The organism is Ruegeria sp. AI2 (assembly GCF_056541275.1).
Genome location: NZ_JBQFYB010000003.1, coordinates 154,317 through 172,631 on the forward strand (window position 1 = coordinate 154,317; position 18,315 = coordinate 172,631).

General features: G+C 57.5%; 18 protein-coding genes. 6 read left to right on the forward strand and 12 right to left on the reverse strand.

The genetic code is table 11. The features are described from left to right. From ACR0LL_RS09610 to ACR0LL_RS09635, 6 genes are all read right to left on the reverse strand, one after another. Positions 1–1,236 carry a CpaE/TadZ family protein gene (locus ACR0LL_RS09610; RefSeq protein ID WP_480586144.1) on the reverse strand — a complete coding sequence of 412 codons (1,236 nt, stop codon included), beginning with the start codon at positions 1,234–1,236 and terminating at the stop codon, positions 1–3. Between the two features lie 199 nt (positions 1,237–1,435). Next, on the reverse strand, positions 1,436–2,068 hold the full coding sequence (locus ACR0LL_RS09615) for an OmpA family protein (protein ID WP_480518846.1): 633 nt from the start codon (positions 2,066–2,068) through the stop codon (positions 1,436–1,438). 17 nt (positions 2,069–2,085) lie between these two features. Beyond that, positions 2,086–3,492 carry a type II and III secretion system protein family protein gene (locus tag ACR0LL_RS09620; protein WP_480586147.1) on the reverse strand — a complete coding sequence of 469 codons (1,407 nt, stop codon included), beginning with the start codon at positions 3,490–3,492 and terminating at the stop codon, positions 2,086–2,088. Between the two features lie 193 nt (positions 3,493–3,685). Next, the gene (gene cpaB, locus ACR0LL_RS09625) at positions 3,686–4,564 is read right to left on the reverse strand and encodes a Flp pilus assembly protein CpaB (protein WP_480586150.1); all 879 of its coding nucleotides are present in this window, start codon (positions 4,562–4,564) and stop codon (positions 3,686–3,688) included. A 293-nt stretch (positions 4,565–4,857) separates the two neighbouring features. Further along, positions 4,858–5,085, reverse strand: a complete 228-nt coding sequence (locus ACR0LL_RS09630) for a hypothetical protein (RefSeq protein WP_171724433.1) — start codon at positions 5,083–5,085, stop codon at positions 4,858–4,860. Positions 5,086–5,388: 303 nt separating this feature from the next. Further along, positions 5,389–5,616 carry a Flp family type IVb pilin gene (locus ACR0LL_RS09635; RefSeq protein ID WP_171724432.1) on the reverse strand — a complete coding sequence of 76 codons (228 nt, stop codon included), beginning with the start codon at positions 5,614–5,616 and terminating at the stop codon, positions 5,389–5,391. 353 nt (positions 5,617–5,969) lie between these two features. Here ACR0LL_RS09635 and ACR0LL_RS09640 point away from each other — a divergent pair, with 353 nt between their 5' ends. Continuing rightward, positions 5,970–6,836, forward strand: a complete 867-nt coding sequence (locus ACR0LL_RS09640; protein WP_480488501.1) for a lytic transglycosylase domain-containing protein — start codon at positions 5,970–5,972, stop codon at positions 6,834–6,836. A gap of 38 nt (positions 6,837–6,874) precedes the next feature. On the opposite strand, the gene ACR0LL_RS09645 is transcribed toward ACR0LL_RS09640, so the two are convergent. The 6 genes from ACR0LL_RS09645 to tldD all read right to left on the reverse strand — a co-directional run bounded on the left by ACR0LL_RS09645 (position 6,875) and on the right by tldD (position 14,565). Beyond that, complete coding sequence (locus ACR0LL_RS09645; RefSeq protein ID WP_267363038.1) at positions 6,875–7,501, reverse strand: CoA transferase subunit B; 627 nt, start codon at positions 7,499–7,501, stop codon at positions 6,875–6,877. Next, the gene (locus ACR0LL_RS09650; RefSeq protein WP_267363040.1) at positions 7,501–8,205 is read right to left on the reverse strand and encodes a CoA transferase subunit A; all 705 of its coding nucleotides are present in this window, start codon (positions 8,203–8,205) and stop codon (positions 7,501–7,503) included. Before ACR0LL_RS09650 ends, ACR0LL_RS09645 begins: the two co-directional genes overlap by 1 nt. A gap of 112 nt (positions 8,206–8,317) precedes the next feature. Next, the gene (locus ACR0LL_RS09655) at positions 8,318–8,845 is read right to left on the reverse strand and encodes a superoxide dismutase family protein (protein WP_267363042.1); all 528 of its coding nucleotides are present in this window, start codon (positions 8,843–8,845) and stop codon (positions 8,318–8,320) included. A 123-nt stretch (positions 8,846–8,968) separates the two neighbouring features. Further along, positions 8,969–11,596 (reverse strand): type I DNA topoisomerase, encoded by a 2,628-nt coding sequence (gene topA / locus ACR0LL_RS09660; protein WP_480586153.1) that lies wholly within the window; start codon positions 11,594–11,596, stop codon positions 8,969–8,971. 180 nt (positions 11,597–11,776) lie between these two features. Then, positions 11,777–12,904: a DNA-processing protein DprA gene (gene dprA, locus ACR0LL_RS09665; RefSeq protein ID WP_480586156.1), complete on the reverse strand. Its 1,128-nt coding sequence runs from the start codon at positions 12,902–12,904 to the stop codon at positions 11,777–11,779. 239 nt (positions 12,905–13,143) lie between these two features. Continuing rightward, a complete protein-coding gene (gene tldD / locus ACR0LL_RS09670; protein ID WP_480586158.1) occupies positions 13,144–14,565 on the reverse strand; it encodes a metalloprotease TldD in 1,422 nt (473 codons plus the stop codon). Positions 14,566–14,741: 176 nt separating this feature from the next. Between tldD and coxB the strand changes: the two genes are divergently transcribed. From coxB to ACR0LL_RS09695, 5 genes are all read left to right on the forward strand, one after another. Next, positions 14,742–15,653: a cytochrome c oxidase subunit II gene (gene coxB, locus ACR0LL_RS09675; protein WP_267363050.1), complete on the forward strand. Its 912-nt coding sequence runs from the start codon at positions 14,742–14,744 to the stop codon at positions 15,651–15,653. Between the two features lie 88 nt (positions 15,654–15,741). Beyond that, complete coding sequence (cyoE, locus tag ACR0LL_RS09680; RefSeq protein ID WP_209505591.1) at positions 15,742–16,692, forward strand: heme o synthase; 951 nt, start codon at positions 15,742–15,744, stop codon at positions 16,690–16,692. Next, positions 16,689–16,850 (forward strand): hypothetical protein, encoded by a 162-nt coding sequence (locus ACR0LL_RS09685; protein ID WP_267363054.1) that lies wholly within the window; start codon positions 16,689–16,691, stop codon positions 16,848–16,850. Before cyoE ends, ACR0LL_RS09685 begins: the two co-directional genes overlap by 4 nt. Then, positions 16,850–17,425, forward strand: a complete 576-nt coding sequence (locus tag ACR0LL_RS09690; RefSeq protein ID WP_480586161.1) for a cytochrome c oxidase assembly protein — start codon at positions 16,850–16,852, stop codon at positions 17,423–17,425. Before ACR0LL_RS09685 ends, ACR0LL_RS09690 begins: the two co-directional genes overlap by 1 nt. 22 nt (positions 17,426–17,447) lie before the next feature. Next, positions 17,448–18,263, forward strand: coding sequence for a cytochrome c oxidase subunit 3 (locus ACR0LL_RS09695; protein ID WP_209505605.1), 816 nt, complete (start codon positions 17,448–17,450; stop codon positions 18,261–18,263). Positions 18,264–18,315 lie beyond the last annotated feature (52 nt).

An 18,315-nucleotide genomic window follows, 5' to 3' on the forward strand; every position in this document is an offset into this window, starting at 1 on the left:
TTACGCAGCTTCAGCGCTGCTGCTGCCAAGGCTGTGAAGTGATTTGGCCAGCTTCGCGATTTCCCGGCGAAGCGGGTTCTTGGCGGCTGAATTGGCCAGCGGCAAACCATGGTCGCCACTTTGCATGACAGGTTTGCCCCCATCAGGCAGCAGCAGATCAATTGAGATGCCAAGGCTTTCCCCCATGCGTTTCACGCGGCTTTTTCCATTCAAATCGGTGAATTTTGGGGCCCGGTTCAGCGCAAAGCGCAGCTTGTTGAAGGGCAGTTCTTCGGCCTGCAACGCGCGTTTGAGGCGCAGGGCGTTCTGAGCCGATCGCATATCAAGCTCGATCATCGCAAAATAAACATGCGCCGCCTGCAAGACCGTTTCCGACCACAAGACCAGCGTCTTGGGCATATCCACAATCACATAGTCGAAATGCGTGCGCGCCATGTCAATCACGCGCTGGATGTCTTCGGGGGTAATCAGATCCAATGGCACCATATCGGATGGTGCAGTCAGGACCTGAAGTTTTTCTTCATAAGTTTGAAGAGCTTGTGAGAAAACCTCGCTGTCCATCGAATCCGTATCGGACAGCATTTCAAACACCGTCTCGCGGCGTGCCAGGTCCAAATAGGTTGAAACCGTGCCGTATTGCAGGTCCAGATCGATCAGACAGACGGACGGGGCATCCTTGTCCGATGCACAGGCCAGTTCCCAGGCCAGGTTTACCGCCAAAGTCGTGGATCCCACGCCACCGGCCAGTCCCTGAACGACGAACAGCGCGCCTTCCTTTGATTCGCCATTTGCCAATGGAACAGCCGCGGCTTGCGCCATGACAACCGGATCGGGCTGCTTCATGCGTTCTACCGCTTCCTGCAATTCACCTTCCGGAAGCGGGTAGGGGACAAATTCGTCCGCGCCCTTGCGCAGCAATTGGTGGAGCGAAGCAGGTGTGACGTCCTCGGCGATCAAGACGACCTTGATCTTCTTTTCCTTGGCCCTTGTGATGATTTCACCCATCAATGACAGGTTGTCTTCATCTTCCCCGTCGATTGCCAATGCAACGAATTCAAGCGCTTCGGCTTCTGGTTGGCTAAAAAAGGCCAGCGCTTCGGCAAAGCCCAAGTCGCCCCAGCGCTCGCCCAGAATGGTTTCCATGTCTTCGATCAAGAGATCAAAATTCTGGACATCCCGGCTTATGGTGCAGGCCAGGATTGCAGAAGTTTCGTCTTGCGGCGTTGCGCTGGTCATAAACACTATCCTCGTCGTGAGGGCTCAGCATGTCATATGAACGAATTCCGCCAGATTGATGTGCTGTCGCCCCAATACGGTCAAATTTGGCCGCAGGTCACCCTATTGTTCACAAAGTTGCTCTGAAGTTGGGCAAGAATTGGGCGCAAAAGAACCAATTGTAGGGAAATGGGCGACGATGTCGCCCATTTCGCGTATATTATTCACCCGCATCAGATGCGTCTGTCGCGGTCACCTGTTCAATCGTGCTCTTCCACGTCGCGCTTTCAACGTATTCGCGATAAATGACGTTGGCGTATTTGCCGTCCAGCAGTTGCGGGTGACGGTCAACAAAGCCAGAAACTTCCGTTACAGTCCGGCGGTTGCGGCGGTCCCGATTCGGCGTCGCGATCAACGGCTGCGTTTTTCCAAAGGATACAACGGCTTCAAGACGTGAACGCGAGATTCCTTGCCGTTCAAGGAATGCGACTACCGCTTGTGCGCGGCGCATCCCAAGACTCTTGTTGTAGCTTGTTGAGCCTACGGCATCCGTATGTCCGTAAACCCGGAACCTAGCTTCGGGGAACTGTTTGATCCAGTCAGCTTGCTGCAGCAGAATGCGTTGAGCTGATGCGTCCAGTTGCGAACTGTTGAAGGCAAAGTTCACTTGACTGGGCACATCTGCGGCAAATCTGCGACCGAGAATCTGAGCATATGTCAACTCGCCGTTTTGAACCTGTATATTGTTCAATGTCGCGTTTCCGAAGGTTCCGGCATCGATCTCGTATCCGGCCTCGCGCGTACATGCGGCAACGGCGACCGTAAGACCCAGTGTGATGATCCACTTCTGCATTGGTCCTATCCTCCTGATCAATCTAGGACGTAGCCGTACGAGCTGCCGAAGTCCTGTTTGGCAACTTCGGATGCTCCGCCGGCTCCGGGACGCTGTGTACGAGCAACCCGACCATTCACGAACAGGTCAAATTCGCTGGGCGGTTTGACACGATCGGTAGGAAGGGCTAGCGCCTCGCCGCGTGTCGGCGTTACAAGATGCGCCGTGATGATTATCACAAGTTCGCTTTGAGCGCGTTGATAGTTCGCGCTGCGAAACAATGCGCCCAGCACCGGTACATCTCCCAGCCACGGAACCTGATTGCTGAGATCAGCAAAATCATCCTGAATCAGACCCGCAATGGCAAAGCTTTCCCCATCGCGCAGTTCAATCGTGGTCGTCGCACGACGGGTAATGAAGCTGGGAACAGAATCGCCGTTGATCGTAAAGTCCGAGCTTTGATCGATGCTGGAAACGGCAGTTCCCATTTCAAGGTTGATCAGGTTACCATCCACAACACGTGGGATGAAGTCCATCTCGACCCCGAAAGCCTTATATTCAATAGCTACGACGCCATCATCCTGTGGTACAGGAATCGGAACTTCGCCGCCGGCCAGGAATGTTGCTTCTTGCCCAGACAGGGCAGACAAATTTGGTTCGGCCAGGCTGCGGGCCAAACCCTTGCTTTCAAGCGCTTCCAGCAACAAGCGAACCTGCGTCGAGCCCGCGCCAAACCCAAACAGGATCGCGCCTGTATTTGTTTGAACGTTTGGGATGTTGTTCGCGATAGCGTTGTTCAGCGAAAGCTGGTTGTTGAGTGTGTTGAAACCGCCGGTAACGTCACTGCCGCCGAAACCAAGCGACGCTGTCAGGTTTTTGGCAACAGTACGATTCATCTCGGCAAAGCGTACTTTCAACATCACTTGCTGCACGCCACCTACAGACATCAGGTTCGATACACGTTCGGGCGCGTAGCGTTCAGCCAATTCAAGTGCGCGGGCCAGTTTGGCGGCGCTTGAAACCGTGCCGGACAGTACGATGCCATCATTGGCGGTGCGCACTTCAATCTGCTCGCTTGGCAGGATCTGACGCAGACGCTCTTTAAATTCGGTTACATCGGGCGAGACCCGGACACGTACGTTGGCAAGCAGATTTCCTGCGCCATCAAACAGTGTTAGCGTGGTCAGGCCAGGGGCCTTACCCAAAACATAGATTGTGCGATCCGAAAGCGAAGAGATATCCGCAATGCCTGCGTTGGCAATGCTGAGCTCTGCAAACGGTTGTTCGCTTTCCACAACAATCGCGCGGTTCATCGGAACTTCCAGCGTTTCCACTGTGCCCTTTTTTACCACGCGAAGGGATTCAGCCCAGGCGGCATCGCCGACCGGGCCCATAACAAGCGACAACCCCAGCAGGGTTGCGCTGATCCAGGAACGTATTGTCATGTGACCTGCCTCTCCGATCACGCCTCGTTTTTTGGGTCTTATGCCCTATGTGCAGAGAGACTGCGCGAAATCCGAATTTATTGCAATAATCAATGGTTTCTGGAATTTTCCTTATGTGGAGAATTGGCAACAACAACAAGAAAAGAGCCGCATCTGAGATGCGGCTCCGATCTTGTAACACTCTGAATTGGCGTCAATTTGTACAGGGGATAGGCACGTTGACAATCTCGCCACCGCGTCGGATGCGCGTCGTGCAGACCTGTTCAACTTCTTTTTCGGGTTCCGGTGCGGCTGCCGTAATTCCAAGCAGTTTGCGCTGATCCACCTCGATTGTCGACGCAACTGAGTCATCCTGCACCCCTACAAGAGCCAGTGACAGCCGCCCGGTGTTCTGGGCCTGCGCGAGTGCTGCGACCTGTTCCGGCGTGGCTGCGACCGTGACTGTGCGTGCAATCGTTGCGCTTGCGACGTCCGAACCAGCGGTCTGGTCGACGGCGATCAGCTGAACGTTGGTTTCGATCAGTTTGGTGATGCCGCCAGAATTCCCTTCTACCGTCCCGCTTGACCCGGTCCAGTAGATGTCGACATTGTCGCCGGGGCGCAGGAAGCCTGAAACACCAGAGGCCACGTCGACGCTGATCGCAAAGGCGCGCATACCTTTTTCAAGACGAGAGGTCAGCCCGGCCGATTCGCCTGGCCGTGTGATCTTGACCTCCATAATCGCCTCGTCTTTTTCCATGGTCCTCAGAATATAACGCTCATTGGCGCCACTTTCGGGAAACAAGGCAGTGAGATCAGAGAACGTACCTTCGGGAATCGCGTTTTCCGGCCAGTCTACAGCGCGAACGTCTTCCTGGGTCAGGCGTTCACCGTATTTCAGCGCACGATTTGAAACGTAAACAGTTACCGTTGGAATGACATCGACTTTGGCATTGGCCAGCGCTTCTTCTGCCGCTTGTTTCTGCCGTGCCAGTTCGCTTTGGTAAGCCGCAATATAGTTGCGCGCCATGTAAACGGCGCCCCCAGCCAGAGCAACGCCGACAATCAGGACAAGTCCGAATACCGCTCGCATACATGCACCTCTTTCTTATTTAGTCGGATACTAAGCGGCCAAAGGGCCACTTTGAAACAGCCCAAGTGTTAAATGTAAATTGTGTCGAAATGTGGGACAAAAATGTCTGCTTGTTAGATTCTGCGTCAGCTTTCGCACAATTCCGCAAAACGACTGCTGTCATTTCCTTACGGCAGGCCAGACGAAGAACAACGAAACAAACGCCGCGCCCCAAAAAGGCCGCCGCGTTTATTTGCCCTACACGTTCACCAACAAGCTCAGGAAAGTGGGTGAATGTGAAAACTCGCTGTGGTTCAGTTGGTTCCCGCTGTGACGAGGCCGCCAGGCCCGGTGTTCGAGCCGGTGCTGACAACAGAGGAACTCATGGCTTGGTTGATGTTACCGCCGATACCATCAACACTTGAGCTGATGACGAGGTAGGTCGCGCCTGACAGACCGATCAATACTGCGGTCAAAACCACCCAGTCAACGGTCACCGCTCCTGCTTCGTCCGATTTGAACCGATTAAGGAACTTTAGCATCTACATATCTCCAATACGACAATTCAGTGTTTCCCGTAACGTCGCCCAACAGTGGTTCGTTCGGATGGCGGAAATCAGGCCAAAAGTTGATTTTGGTGAAGATATCTAAGATTCAGCACTTTTTCTCGTGTTCCTTATTGCGGTGAGACCTGAAAAGGGCGTGACTAATTCGGTGGCACTCGTGATGTGTCGGGCGGCGTCATGTCTATTAGCCTGTATTTTTGCCTCAGAAGTACCGGTACTTCTGAAACAAAAAAGACCGCGCCTGAAGGCGCGGTCTCGAAATCTTGCTAAACCAGAGGCTTAGTTGGTGCCTGCAGCTGTGATACCACCTGTTGCGGTGTTGCTGCCGGTGCTGATCGACGATGCTTGCAGAGCGGTGTTCACGTCTGTTGCCAGGCCGGTCGCGCCAGCCGAGATCTGCTGGTATGCAACGGCTGCCAGGCCGATGACTGCAGCGGTCAGAACAACCCAGTCAACTGTTACTGCGCCGTCTTCGTCTTTGCGGAAGTTCTTGATGAACTTGATCATGTTACGTCCCTCCTAAAGGATCAAAAAGAGTTTAACAAACCTCGGCGTTCTTCAGAGCTTTCTCTCTCAGGCCGCTCATGTCCGTCTCGGTATGGATTAATGTTTGCCTGTTGTGCGTGGCAGGAATTGGGCCAAACACAGATTTTTTTTCGTGCGGCTTAACTTTTTAGTCACCAAATGCGTAAATCATTGTAAAAAAACGGAAAAAAATTTCTTCAATCCACACCAAGAGCTCCGCAGCGGTGCAAATTTACGCCAAATGAGGCGAAATTGCCCCAATTCGCTTTGTTTTTCTGGCCTTGGGCGAAGATTCGCGGTTCAAATCGCGTAAAAAGAATACATGAGGCAGGCACATGACTCTCCGGAACGCACTTCAATGCGCCGGTGTACTGGCGTTTCTACTATCTGGTGTCGCACCCGGGTCTGCGACCGAGGTTGAGCCGCGCGGAGTTTACAAGCGGATCAAGGCCCCCAAGCCGGGTGAGCGTCCACGTGTGACGATTCAGATCACACCCGAGGAACACGCGGCCAAGCCCTCAGCCCCCAGCACAGGGGTGGAGCTGGTGGTTCCAGAGATCATAGCAAGAACCAAAGTGGTTCAGCCCACAGTGCCGGGAATCGGTGCCGCGCCTGACCCGAAAGGGTCGTACAAGGCATTCTGGGACCGCATTTCACCGCATATCGATGAAGGTGGGGCCGGGCGGCTTGATGCTGCGATTAACGCGCTGGCGGCGACGAATGTAAGATCGCCCCGGCTGCAATCGCTGCAAAACATAGCAAAAGAACGCGGGATCGAGATTTTGCGGTCAACCGTGGGAACCAATGTGTCGCCAGCGCTGGTGCTGGCCGTCATTTCGGTTGAATCGGCCGGTCGCGCAGATGCCGTCAGTTCGGCCGGCGCGCAGGGGCTTATGCAGTTGATGCCCGCCACAGCTGCCCGCTTCGGTGTTAAGGACAGTCTGCAACCCTCGCAGAACATCGCCGGGGGCGTGAAATACCTCAACTGGCTGATGGAAGAGTTCGGCAACGACCCGATTCTGGTTCTGGCCGGTTACAACGCGGGTGAGGGGGCTGTACGTAAACACAGCGGCGTGCCGCCTTATGCCGAAACCCGGGATTATGTCCCCAAGGTTCTGGCCGCTTTCCAGATCGCGCGGGCTTTGTGCGCGACACCGCCGGATCTGATTTCAGATGGGTGCGTGTTCCAGACCTCAAATTGAAAAAGGCCCGCCTCGATCCGGCGGGCCTTTTCTTTTGTTCAGCCGACGATTGTCGCTTCGGTCGCAGCGCGCATTTCGTCTTCACTGACACCATCTGCTAGTTCGACGATTCTCAATCCGCCCTCGACCACGTCCAGAACGCCCAGATTGGTGATGATGCGATCCACGACGCCCTTGCCGGTCAGTGGCAGAGTGCATTCCTTCAGGACCTTGCTTTCACCGTGCTTGTTGGTGTGGTCCATAACCACGATCACGCGCCCAACGCCTGCAACCAGGTCCATGGCGCCGCCCATGCCTTTCACCAGCTTGCCGGGGATCATCCAGTTTGCCAGGTCACCTTTCTCATCCACTTCCATGGCACCCAGAATCGCAGCAGCGATCTTGCCGCCCCGGATCATCGCAAAGGACGTGGCGCTGTCGAAATAGGCAGTGCGGGACAGTTCGGTGATCGTCTGTTTACCGGCGTTGATCAGGTCCGGGTCTTCTTCACCTTCATACGGGAAAGGGCCCATGCCCAGCATACCGTTTTCCGATTGCAGTGTGATGTCCTTGTCGCCGACATAGTTCGCCACCAGCGTCGGAATACCGATGCCGAGGTTCACATACATGCCGTCTTCCAGTTCCTCTGCCGCGCGTGCGGCCATCTGATTGCGGTCCCAGGGCATTATGCGTCCTCCTTCTTGCGGGTGGTGCGCTGTTCGATGCGCTTTTCATGATCGCCCTGAATGATGCGATGCACATAGATACCGGGCAGGTGGATCTTGTCCGGGTCCAGTGAGCCGCGCGGAACAATCTCTTCCACTTCGGCCACGCAGATCTTGCCGCAGGTTGCAGCGGGCACATTAAAGTTGCGGGCGGTCTTGCGGAACACCAGATTGCCGGTGTCGTCAGCTTTCCAAGCCTTGACGATGGCCAGATCGGCAAAAATGCCTTCCTCAAGGATATAGGTCTCGCCGTTGAAATCCTTGTGCTCCTTGCCTTCCGCAATCACGGTGCCGACGCCCGTCTTGGTGTAGAACCCGGGAATACCGGCACCACCGGCGCGCATCCGTTCGGCCAGTGTTCCTTGCGGGTTGAATTCCAGTTCCAGCTCACCGCTCAGGTACTGGCGCATGAACTCGGCGTTTTCGCCGACATACGAGCTGATCATCTTTCTGACCTGCCTGGTCTGCAACAGGATGCCGATGCCGAAATCGTCCACACCGGCATTGTTCGACGCAAAGCTCAGGTCCTTGACGCCCGAATCCCTGATGGCAGCAAGCAACAGTTCGGGAATGCCGCACAGGCCAAACCCGCCTGCGGCAATCAGCATGCCATCCGTCAGCACCCCATCGAGTGCCTCGGCGGCATTGGCATAGACTTTCTTCATGGAAAACTCCCCCAATGACATGGTGATGGGCAGGTTGTGCCGCCACGTCATGGGGAAGTCAATAAAACCAGAAGGTTCAGGTATTTCTACGGTAGTTCAGCTGACAATAGTGTCAGTCGGCGATCAGGATCCCACAGGCGATGCGCCCGCCAGCACCGCCAATGGGCTGGCTAATGTGATCGTCGCCAGCTTCGTGGATGATGAAAGTTGACCCGTCCGCATCCAGCAATGCATTCCCGTCACCCTCAAGCGAAACCAGGTTTGTAAAGGCCTCCATCTCGCCCACACCATCCTGTCCCACATATAGATTGGGCAGATCGCCGGGCTCGGGGCCTTCTGAGTTCAGCAGCCCATGTGCGCCTTCAACTTTGCCAACATGGCCTTGGGCCGTCTTGAACCCTTCACCGGCCTCGCAGACACCATGGCTGTGCAGGTGCAACCCGTGTTTTCCCGGCGGCAGGTCTGTGACGCGCACGTGCAGCAGAACACCATTGGGCCCTTGCGTCGCCTTCGCCTGGCCAATGACGTCGCCTTGCGCGTTGATGATTTCGGCTGTGGCGGATTTGACGTGATGCGCGGCCTGGCCCTGCGTGGCAGCCGCAACGCTTATCGCCGCAACAAGAATGGCGGTTCTGAACATGTCTCAACTCCTTTACTGAACAACGCAATCCTGTATCGCGTCAGACTGTAAACACGCGGGCCGGTTCCTTTATTCAGAAACCGGCCCGCGCGTTTGGTGGCATGTCCCGGTCAAAAGTCCGGTTTATTCAGCCGCTTTCTTTGCTGTCTTCTTGGCGGCAGCCTTCTTTTTGGGCGCAGCCTTTTTCTTGGTGCCCTTCTTGGATGCGCGCTCATTGACCAGTTCGATGGCCATTTCCTGCGTCACGTCTTCGGGCTTGATGTCTTTCGGGATGGTCGCGTTGACCTTTTCCCATTTTACATATGGCCCGTACCGTCCGTCCAGTACCTGCATCGCGCCGCCGTCTGGATGCTCGCCCAGGTCTTTCAAGGGTTTTGCCGCCGCGCGCCCGCGTCCGCCGGGATTGGCTCGTTTCTCGGCCAAAAGCTCAACGGCGCGGTTCATACCGATTTCGAACACATCATTAGGGTCTTTGAGATTGGCATAGACCGGCTTGGCTTCATCGGCCAGCTGATGCATCAGATAGGGGCCAAAACGCCCGAAGTTCGAGGTGATCATGCCGCCTTCGGGGTGCTCACCGATCTGACGCGGCAGGGACAGAAGCGTCAGCGCCTTGTCCAGATCCATGTCATCCTTGTTCCAGCCGCGTGGAAGCGAGGCGCGCGGCGGCTTCTTGTTCTCGGGCGTGGGTTCGCCTCGCTGGACATACGGCCCAAAGCGGCCGGACTTCAGCCAGATCTCATCCCCGGCGTCTTCGCCAAGCAATTGTTCGTCCCCTTCCGCGCCTTCACCGGCGATGGGCCGTGTATAGTTGCACTCCGGATAGTTGCCGCAGCCCACGAAGCCGCCAGTGCGCGAGGTTTTCAGGTGCAATTGCCCCAACCCGCATTTCGGGCAGATGCGCGGGTCGGACCCGTCCTCACGCGGGGGGTAAAGCTGTGGCGCCAAAGCCTCGTCCAGCTTGTCCAGCACTTCCGAGATGCGCAGTTCGGATGTTTCGCCAATCGCTGCCGAGAAATCGCGCCAGAACTTGCCCAGCAGATCCTTGTAGTCGCGATCACCGGCGCTGACGTCATCCAGTTGCTCTTCCAGATTCGCGGTGAATTCGTATCCAACGTATTGATGGAAGAAGTTCAGCAGAAAGATGGTGACGATCCGGCCCTTTTCCTCGGGGATCAGCCGGTTCTTGTCTTTGCGCACATATTCACGGTCCTGAATCGTGGTCACGATCGAGGCATAGGTCGAAGGACGTCCGATCCCCAACTCCTCCATCCGCTTGACCAAAGTGGCCTCGGTATAGCGCGGGGGCGGTTGCGTGTGATGCTGCAACGCCAGAACGGCTTCGTTATCGGCCATGATTGCGGCTTTGTCCGATTCGCTGGTGGCCTTGGCAAACTGATCACGCAACGTAGTTTTGGAAAAGCGCGCGGGGTCGCCCTGCATGATCTGTGGCAGGCGCTTTTCGTCATCATCAGCGACATCATCGCGGCCTTCCTCATAGACGCGCATGAACCCGTCGAACAATACTACCTGACCGGTGGCACGCAGGCCGACCTGACCGTCGTCACTGCCAATCTCGACCGTTGTACGCTCCAATCGTGCTGCTGCCATCTGGCAGGCAATGGTCCGTTTCCAGATCAGATCATAAAGCTTGCGCTGATCTTCATCCGTGACCTTCAGCGCCTTGGCATCGCGCGTCATATCCGTGGGGCGGATACATTCGTGTGCTTCCTGCGCGTTCTTGGCCTTGTTCTTGTACATACGCGGGCTGTCCGGCACATATTCTGCACCGTACCGGTCCGCGATGGTGTCGCGTGTTGCCGTCACGGCCTCGGGTGCCATGTCGATCCCGTCGGTTCGCATATAGGTAATGTATCCGGCCTCATAGAGGCGCTGCGCAACCTGCATCGCATGGCGCGCGCCCATGCCGAATTTGCGGCTCGCCTCCTGTTGCAGGGTCGAAGTCATGAACGGCGCGCTTGGATTGCGCGCGGCGGGCTTGGCTTCGACCGAAGTCACACGCAGCGCGCGGCTGGTGACGGCCTGAACCGCCAGTTCGGCTTGTGTTGCGTTGGCCAGATCGTGCTTGTCCAGTTTCTTGCCCGCCAACGTGACCAGCCGCGCCTCATAGGTCTGACCACGCGGTGTCTCGAACAGGGCCCGAACCGACCAGTACTCGACCGGCTTGAACGCTTCGATCTCCATCTCACGCTCGACGATCAGGCGCAGACAGACCGACTGCACCCGACCTGCGGATTTTGCGCCGGGCAGTTTGCGCCACAGAACCGGTGACAGGTTGAAGCCAACAAGGTAGTCCAAGGCGCGGCGTGCCAGATACGCTTCGACCAGGGGCATATCGACGTCGCGCGGGTTCTTCATCGCCTCGGTCACCGCTTCTTTGGTGATGGCGTTGAAGGTCACCCGGCTAACCGGTGTGTCTTTCTTGATCGAGCGGCGCTTGGTCAGCGCTTCCTGCAAATGCCAGCTGATGGCCTCACCCTCACGATCAGGGTCGGTGGCGAGGATCAGCGCGTTGTCTTCTTTCAGCGCGTCGGCGATGGCCTTTACATGTTTGCGGCTGTCATTGCCCACTTCCCATGTCATGGAAAATCCATGGTCCGGATCCACCGATCCGTCCTTTGGCGGCAGGTCCCGCACATGGCCGTAAGAGGCCAGAACGGTGTAGTCAGGGCCGAGATATTTATTGATTGTTTTTGCTTTGGCCGGAGATTCTACAACAACTACGGGCATTTAAGGGGAAACCTCGCTCGACGAATTTGGCGCCTTCTATGGTGGTGCAAAATGTGTGGGGCAAGCGGGGATTGTCAATGCGTTCCTTTGGCAGGCGGAAAAGCGACGTGATTTCAGCGTGATACCCGCACCTGATCGCAGGCAGAGCGTTCGATTGGGCAATCTTGTTTTCCGTCCAAATCAGCCTGCCAGAGACAACAGCCCGCCCGGCTGTCGCTGGATTCGTCCGTCCAGTTCAAGGTCGAGCAGCGCTGGCCCCAGATCCCCGGCCGAGGCCGCAATATCGCGCAGCAACTGGTCTTCGGCGATAGGGGAAGGTCCCAACCGCTCAAGGATTTGCGCCTGCAAGTCCAGTACGGCAGGCCGTGGCTGCATGGCGGGCGGCAGCTCGGGTTTTGCAAAGACCAGATCGCCTTGCTGCGGCAGGGCTTCGACAACGTCGTCTGCCGAACGGACCAGCGTCGCACCGTCCCGAATCAAAAGGTTGCACCCGGCAGCGCGGGCGTCGAACGGATGGCCGGGCACGGCCAGAACCTCGCGCCCCTGATCCAGGGCGTCACGCGCTGTGATCAGGCTGCCGGATTTTGCTGCGGCCTCGACCACCACAACCGCTTGGGCCAGGCCCGAGATGATCCGGTTGCGGCGTGGAAAATGCCTTGCCTGAGGAGTCACGCCCATTGGCTGTTCCGACAGCCGCAGGCCTTTGGTCGCGATATTATGCGCCAGTTCCGTGTTCTCGGCCGGGTAAATGACATCGACACCGCCCGCCATGACGGCAACAGTGCCGGTGTCCAGCGACGCCATATGCGCCGACGTATCAATGCCGCGCGCCAGACCCGAGACTATCACATGTCCCTTTTCACCCAAGGCGCGCGCCAGACCACGCGCCATCCGTGCGCCCAGCGAGGAACAGTTGCGCGCGCCCACCATCGCAATCGCCGGTTTCTGCAACAGCGACACATCCCCGATGGCCCAAAGCAAGGGCGGGGCATCGGATAGGTCGTTCAACGCGTCGGGGAAATCTGCGGACCCAAGGCACAAAAGCCGCGCTTTGGCTGCTTCTGCGGCCCTGAGTTCCGCCTCGATCACGCCGGGGGGACAGGTTTCATACCCATCTATTCCGGCGGCGCGTGCCATTTCAGGCAGCGCGGCCAGCGCGTTCTGCGCCGAGCCATGTTCACGCAGCAGCCGACGAAACGTCGCCGGGCCGACCTTGCGCGAACGCAACAGGCGAAGCCACGAAAACCGGTCCTCTTCCGTGGTGGGTGGGAGTGGGGGGTGATTGGAAGAAAGCTGCTCTTCGGTCATCCGTTGCTCCGCCTGATTGCAGAACTGGTTTACGGGACGGGGGGTTAACAGCCTCTGAATCGCAGATAATTAGCAGCGATTTATCTGTATTTCTCGGAGAATACACCGGTTAAGTATCTGAAAAAAAATAAAAGAATATTTTCCAGCCGGCGCTCAAATCAATGGCGTCGGTTGGAATGCTATCGAATCAAAGTGGCGCATGGTTAACCCTGCGCCTGCCTTTGCGCTTCTCTTCCGCCTCAGGCTGCCGACCCGCCGACAGTCAACCCGTCCATCAGCACCGTCGGTTGACCCACACCCACGGGCACCCATTGACCGTCCTTGCCACAGGTTCCCATACCCGGATCCAGCGCCATATCGTTGCCAAGGCCGCGGATGCGCTTCAAGGCCGATGGCCCGTCACCGATCAGCGTGGCGCCCTTGACCGGCGCGCCGATCTTACCGTTTTCGACACGATACGCCTCGGTGCACGAGAAAACGAACTTGCCGTTGGTGATGTCGACCTGGCCGCCGCCGAATCCAACCGCCCAGATGCCGTCTTTAATATCTGCCACCAAAGCCGCCGGATCAGCGTCGCCCCCCAACATGATCGTATTGGTCATGCGCGGCATGGGTTTGTGCGCATAGCTCTGCCGCCGCCCGTTGCCCGTAGGAGCAACCCCCATCAGCCGGGCGTTTTGCCGATCCTGCATGTAGCCGGTCAGGATGCCATCCTCGATCAATACGGTGCGCGAACTGGGCGTGCCCTCATCATCCACAGTGATCGAGCCGCGACGGTCGGCAATCGTGCCGTCATCCACCACGGTCACGCCCTTGGATGCTATCGGTTGCCCCATCAGCCCGGCAAAGGCCGAGCTTCCCTTGCGGTTGAAATCGCCCTCAAGCCCGTGACCGATGGCTTCGTGCAGCAAAATACCGGGCCAGCCGGGGCCAAGTGCAACCTCCATCACGCCGGCAGGGGCGGGAACCGCGTCCAGATTGACCAATGCGATGCGCAGGGCTTCGCGCGCCTTGGCCTGCCAGTCGGCAGGGTCGATCAACCCGCTCAGGCCAACCCGCCCGCCGCCACCGGCCGACCCGCTTTCGCGCCGCCCGTCCTGTTCAACAATGACCGAGACATTCACGCGCGTCATGGGGCGCACGTCACGCACCATCACACCATCGGGTCGCAGAATTTCCACCTCCTGAACGGCGGCTGCGATCATTGCGCTGACCTGAACCACCCGCGGATCCAGATCGCGGGCAAAGGCGTCAATCTCCCGCAGGGTTTCGATTTTCACCGGGAAGGCGGCGGATTCGATTGGGTCTTCGTCCGTGTACAGGCGCGTATTCGTGGGCCGGGGCGCTTCGGCGAGCGTTCCGCCTCCATCGCCAACCGCCAGTCGCGCGGTTTCAGCAGCACGTTTCAGCGCGGCAATCGATACATCAGTCGAATGCGCATATCCGGCAACTTCGCCCTGAACGGCGCGCAGGCCAAATCCCTCGGATGCGTCATAAGACGCGGTGCGAAGCCGCCCGTCGTCAAACACCAGAGATTCGGATTTCCGACGCTCGACAAACAGCTCTCCATCCTCGGCCCCGTCCGTTGCCGAGCGCAATATGGCCAGTGCTTCATCTTGCGGCAGGGCGCTCTCAAAGGGGCGAAACGGGGCTTCAGGCATGGGTTGCGACCTTTCGGGTTTGATCCAGATCAAAAATAGCGTCTGTTTGACGCAAGCATTTTGCTTTATCTACCCGCTGGAATATGGTTTTTAACGCGGCCAAAGACAACGGGAGAGGTGCGACCGATTCACACCTTTCCGTCAGGGACGCAAAGATCAAACGATCAGGACAGAACATGAAGAATGCTTTGATGCTTTCAGGGTTTATGACAGCCCTCTCCAGCCTACCCGCCATGGCTCAGGAGCTTGAGATTATTGGCAAGCCGGTAGACGGCGGCATGGGCTTCCAGCCCGCGGCCACCAGCCTTGCCCAGGGTATCCGGGATCTGGACAGCATGATTCTTGTGATCATCACCGCAGTCTGTCTGCTGGTTGCAGCTTTGTTGATCTATTGCATCGTGCGCTACAACCAGCGCGTAAACCCAACTCCGGCGCGTTTCTCGCACTATACTCCGGTTGAAATCGCCTGGACCCTGGGACCGATCTTGATTCTGGTGTTTATTGGCGCGTTCTCGCTGCCGGTTCTTTTCAAACAGCAGGAAATCCCGGAAGGTGACATCACCATCAAAGTCGTCGGCAACCAGTGGTACTGGACCTACGAGTATGTTGATCACGATTTCGCATTCGACAGCTATCTGCTGGGCCACCCGGCGACCCTGGACGAGGGCGCACGCCCCGCAGATGCGGATGTAACGCCGTTTGTTCTGGATGACGCAATGCGCGCCAAGCTGATTGATGCAGGCTACAGCGATGATGAATGGCTGCTGGCCACCGACACCGCTGTTGTCGTTCCGGTCGGCAAGGTCATCGTGATGCAGGTGACTGCATCCGACGTGATTCACTCGTGGACCATCCCGGCCTTTGGCGTAAAGCAGGACGGTGTGCCCGGACGTCTGGCCGAGCTTTGGTTCCAGGCCGACAAGGAAGGCATCTATTTTGGTCAGTGTTCGGAACTGTGTGGCAAGGACCACGCCTATATGCCGATTACCGTCAAGGTCGTAAGCCAGGAAGTCTATGACGAATGGTTGCAGGGCGCGATCGAAGAATATGCGGGTCTGCCGCAAAGCTATCAGGTCGCCTCGAACTGAGTACGATAGGGGCGGGTTGAACCCCGCCTGACACAAGATGCAGGCTGCGCGGGCGATCCGCGCAGTTTTCGCCCCAGAAGGACCGGAAATGACCGACGCAAGCATCAATGCCAGCACTGCGACCGCCCGGGCGGACGAGGCCGGCTTTGGCGATTACTTCGCCCTGCTGAAGCCACGTGTGATGTCGCTGGTCGTGTTCACGGCATTGGTCGGCCTGTTGGCGGCCCCTGTTCCTGTCCATCCCTTCGTCGGGTTCTGCGCCATCCTGTTCATCGCCATCGGCGGCGGAGCCTCAGGTGCGCTGAACATGTGGTGGGACGCGGATATCGACCGTGTCATGAAACGCACCAAATCCCGTCCGATCCCTTCGGGCAAGGTCGAGGAAGGCGAGGCGCTGGCCGTTGGTCTGGCTCTGTCGGGTCTGTCGGTGATCATGCTGGGCCTTGCGACCAACTGGTTTGCAGGCGCGTTTCTGGCCTTCACCATCTTCTTCTACGTTGTCGTCTACACGATGTGGCTGAAGCGTTCGACGCCGCAGAACATCGTGATCGGTGGCGCAGCGGGCGCGTTCCCTCCGGTGATCGGCTGGGTGGCCGCCACGGGATCGATGTCGGTCGAGCCCTGGCTGATGTTTGCCCTGACCTTCATGTGGACGCCGCCGCATTTCTGGGCGCTGGCCCTGTTCATGCGCTCGGACTATGACGACGCGGGCGTGCCGATGCTGACCGTCACCCACGGTCGCCGCGCGACACGTGTCCATATCCTGGTCTATACAGCTCTGCTGGCTCTGCTGGCCGTTGGAACTGCATTTTCGGGCATTGGCGGCCCGATCTATCTGACTGTTGCACTGGTTCTGAACATCCTGTTCCTGCGGGGCGCGTGGAAAATCTCGCGCCGGACCGAGGATGATTCCGAGGCAGATAATTTCAAGGTCGAGCGCGGTTTCTTCAAGCTGTCACTGCTGTATCTGTTCCTGCATTTCGGTGCCGTTCTGGCCGAAGCCCTGCTGAAACCCTATGGTCTGGGGGGATGGTCATGAGCCTTCGCAAGGACCACGAGCTGCATCAGCGCCGGTTCAGCCGCAATCTGGGTGTCGGCCTGACGCTGGCCGCCTTTATCGTGATCATCTTTGGCCTGACCATCGTCAAGGTCTCGGGCACTGATTTCAACAGGGCGACGCAAGAGGTTCAGAACTGATGGCGTTGTCCGGTCCTCAGAAAACGGTTGTCCAGACCGTTGGCGTGGTTGTCCTGATGGGCAGTCTGGCCTGGGCGTCGGTGCCGTTCTACAACTGGTTCTGCCGGGTGACCGGATTTGGCGGCACCACTGGTGTTGCCGAAACTGCCCCCGATACCATTCTGGATCGCACCGTTACCATCCGTTTTGACGCGTCCAAGGCCAAGGACATGGAATGGGAATTCAAGCCGGTCGTGCGCGAGATGGATGTGCGCATCGGCGAAACAGGTCTCGCGTTTTACGAGGCCTTTAACCCGACCGACCGCCCCATTGCCGGGCAGGCGTCTTACAACGTGGCGCCCTATTCTGCGGGGGGGTATTTCCAAAAGATTGCCTGTTTCTGCTTTGAAGAGCAGGTGCTGCAACCCGGCGAACGCGTTGAGATGCCGGTGACTTTCTTCGTCGACCCGGAAATGGTCGAGGATCTTGAAGCCAAGTATGTTCATACGATCACGCTGTCGTATACATTCTACGAAATTGACCTGCCCGAGGGCTATGCCGCCCTCGATGCGCAGGCAGATACAAACACGAACTAACGCCTGTAGGTGAGGGACGCTGATGGCACACGCTAAAAACCACGATTACCACATTCTGGCCCCGTCGATCTGGCCTCTGATCGGCGCCGTCGGCGGCTTTGTCATGCTGTTCGGAGCCGTTCTCTGGATGCAAGGCATCACGCCCTTCATGTTCTGGGCCGGTCTGGCAGCTGTGCTTTACACGATGTTCGCCTGGTGGTCGGATGTGGTTGCGGAAAGCCGTCAGGGCGATCACACGCCTGTTGTCCGCATCGGTCTGCGTTACGGCTTCATCCTGTTCGTCATGTCCGAGGTTATGTTCTTCTTCGCCTGGTTCTGGTCGTTCTTCAAACATCGCATGTACCCGATGTACGACTATGCCGGCACCGAATACATCCAGCCGGACATTCATGCGGTTGACCCGTTCCACCTGCCGCTGATCAACACTCTGGTCCTGTTACTGTCAGGCTGTGCGATCACCTGGGCGCACCATGCGCTGGTGCATGACAACGACCGCAAGGCGCTGATCAATGGTCTGGCCATTGGCATCGTGCTGGGCATCGCCTTTACCTTCCTTCAGGGCTATGAATACGCCGAACTGCTCAAGCATGAAGGCTGGGAATTCGGCGGCGACCAGTTCTATTCCAACTTCTTCATGGCAACGGGTTTCCACGGCGCACATGTGATCATCGGGACAATCTTCCTGACCGTCTGCCTGATCCGCGCGCTCAAGGGTGACTTCACCCCCGAAAAACACGTCGGTTTTGAGGCCGCCGCTTGGTACTGGCACTTCGTCGACGTGGTCTGGCTGTTCTTGTTCTTTGCCGTCTACATCTGGGGCCAGGCTCCGCTGATGTAACGCCGGTCAGGCTGATCAGTTGCAAAAGCCGCCCCAAGGGGCGGCTTTTTCT